This is a genomic window from Clostridia bacterium (assembly GCA_017438525.1).
In the GTDB taxonomy this organism is placed as follows: Bacteria; Bacillota; Clostridia; order Oscillospirales; family RGIG8002; genus RGIG8002.
Genome location: JAFRVI010000085.1, coordinates 1 through 2,657 on the forward strand (window position 1 = coordinate 1; position 2,657 = coordinate 2,657).

Annotated in this window: 2 protein-coding genes; one reads left to right on the plus strand and one right to left on the minus strand. The window is 63.9% G+C overall.

Annotated features, from left to right (window positions below; all coding sequences use genetic code 11):
- Positions 1-466: 466 nt before the first annotated feature.
- The gene (locus tag IJL83_07940) at positions 467-1,228 is read right to left on the minus strand and encodes a 1-acyl-sn-glycerol-3-phosphate acyltransferase (GenBank protein MBQ6553526.1); all 762 of its coding nucleotides are present in this window, start codon (positions 1,226-1,228) and stop codon (positions 467-469) included.
- Positions 1,229-1,318: 90 nt separating this feature from the next.
- Here IJL83_07940 and IJL83_07945 point away from each other — a divergent pair, with 90 nt between their 5' ends.
- Complete coding sequence (locus IJL83_07945; protein ID MBQ6553527.1) at positions 1,319-2,167, plus strand: 1-phosphofructokinase family hexose kinase; 849 nt, start codon at positions 1,319-1,321, stop codon at positions 2,165-2,167.
- Positions 2,168-2,657: the final 490 nt, after the last annotated feature.

Below are 2,657 nucleotides of genomic sequence, written 5' to 3' on the forward strand. Positions count from 1 at the left end.
CCGAGGAGTCGCGAATGCGCCGACGAGGAATCCCCCGCCTTATGCAGAGCGTCTTCGTTTTTGTCATCCTGAGCGGAGCGACCAACGGGAGCGCAGCCGAAGGATCTTAAAGACGAGCCGTCCCTTTCAGCGTAACGCCGCGAAAGAAAGCGAAACGTAACCCCCGTTTCCGACTGCGCACTTTTCCGATAACACTGCCGTTACCTTCAGGATCCTTCAACTCCGGCTTCGCCTTCGCTCAGGATGACAACGTGTGCGTTTACGTTCTGTCATTCCGAGCGCAGCGAGGAATCCCCCTCCCTTTGCAGCCGTCTGCTTTCGGTGTGGGATCCCTCGGGCTTCGCCCTCGGGATGACAGGTGCGGGTGCGTTCGCCCATGGGATCCTTCAGCGGCTGCGCCGCTTCAGGATGACAGGAACGCGGACGGACAAAAATAAAAAAGCCCTGACTAGTCAGGGCTTTTGCGTTATTCCTCTCTGCTTTTCGGGTATTCCCGCTTCGGAACGTTTATATAAGGCACGACGGTGTGCGGCGGGAGCGCCTTCGCCAGCGCGGTGATGCGCTCTCTCATCTCCGCCTTTATCCGCGCGCGCTCGGCGGCGGTATCCGCTTCGGGATCCCAGCGCACCGGCTCGCCGAAGGTCATAAGCTTCAGCTTCGGCGACAGGTAGGACGGCACGAAGCACACCGCCTTCCCCGTCCGCTTGTAATACGTCCGCGCGACGTCGACGAAGCCGTCGCGGAGGTCGCACAGTATGCCGTTATCCTCCTTCGCGTGCTCCGGGAAGATGACGACGCAGTCGCCCGCCTCCATGCGCTCCGAGGAGAGCTTCAGTGTCTTGACGATGCGGCGGTCGCGGTAGACGGGTATCGTCTCGGCGTTGTTGAAAAGCAGCATCGCGAGCGGCGCGATCAGGTAGGACGCGAGCTTGTAAAACGGCCTCTGCCACTTCTTTTTCAGCGGCCAGAAATCCTCGTAGGCGTAGGAGGGTATCTCCTTCCACTCCATCATCTCGGCGGCGCACCAGGTCGCGCGGCTGACCGGCGTGTAGAATTCGTACGCCAGCGGCCCGTGGAGCTGACAGTGGTTCGCGACGATGACGCAGGGCTCCCGCGGGATGTTCTCCGCGCCCCGCGCCTCGTATTTGCGGTAAACGAAGCGCACGATCCGCTTTACGATACGGAAGGCGACCGAGGGCTTCTCTTTTTCAAATCTCTTTTTCGACATTTTTTGACGTTTTCTCCGTTGAAGTTTCAACGACTATTATACCACTATCGCCGGCGAATGCAACACGTTTTTGCCGGAGAGGAGGGCGAAATGATATACACCGTCACTCTCAATCCGAGCGTCGACTGCGTGATGACCGTGGGCTCGATCGCGGAGGGCGCGACGAACCGCGCCTCGTCGCAGGAGCTACGCTTCGGCGGCAAGGGAGTCAACGTCTCCCGCGCTCTCGCGCGTATGGGTATCCCCTCCGTCGCGCTCGGCTTCGCCGCCGGCTTCACGGGAGAAGCGCTCGCCGCGGGCTTCGCGGACGAGCCGCTGATAACGCCCGACTTCATCGCGCTGCGCGGGGGCTTCACCCGCGTGAACGTCAAGCTACGCGGCGCGGCGGAGACCGAAATAAACGCGCCCGGGCCGCGCGTCGCGCCCGACGAGGCGGAGGCGTTCCTGCGCCGTCTCGACGCGCTGCGCGAAGGCGACACGGTGATTTTTTCCGGCAGTCTGCCGACGGGGCTCGACGCCGGTTTCTACGCGCGGGCGCTTGAGCGGCTCGAAAGCGGAGGAGTCCGCGCCGCCGTCGACACCTCCGGCGCGGCGCTGAAGGCGTGCCTGCCGCGCAAACCCTTCCTCGTCAAGCCGAACAGGCAGGAGATCGGGGAGCTTTTCGGCGACGGAGCCGACCCCGCGGACTGCGCGGAGCGGCTGTGTAAAGCGGGAGCGCGCTTCGCGCTCGTTTCGCTCGGCGCGGACGGCGCGGCGCTCGCGGACGGGAGCGGCGAAACACGTTTCGCCCCCGCCCTCCCCTGCGAAGGCGGCTGCGCGGTCGGCGCGGGCGACGCGATGCTCGCGGGCTTCCTTGCGGAGATCGACCGCGGCGGCCCCGCGGAGGCGCTCGACGCCGCCGTGCGCTCCGCGAAAGAGTGGATGGAGTCCTCGCGCTGACGCTGATGATCCAAAACCGCGCCCTTTTGGCGCGGTTTTTGTCATTCGCGAAGCGAATATATCGTGTTGCCGAAGGCGGCATATCGCATTTGCCGCAGGTAAATATATCGTGTTTGCGTCAGCGAACATATCGCGCCGAGCGCGGCGAGGCATATCTCCGCCGATACATGCGGTACGCTCGCTCCGCGCGCGGCGATATGCGCCTGACGGCGTGCGATATATCGGCTTCGCCGATGCGATATATCTGCGCGGCAGATACGATATGTCGGCAAAACCGACGCGATATGTTCGCCTCCGGCGAACGGGTGCGCCGCTGGTGCGGCGCTTTTATATTCGCATCTTCCTCGGCTTATGCACGTATGCCTCAAGCTGCTCTATCGGCCGCGCGGACGCGCCGGAGGTGCCGACGGGCGCGGGCCTCACGCCCGGGTTGCCTCCCGAGCCGGAAGCGCGCGTGCCGCCGGACGAAGCTGACCCCGCCCCCGCCTTC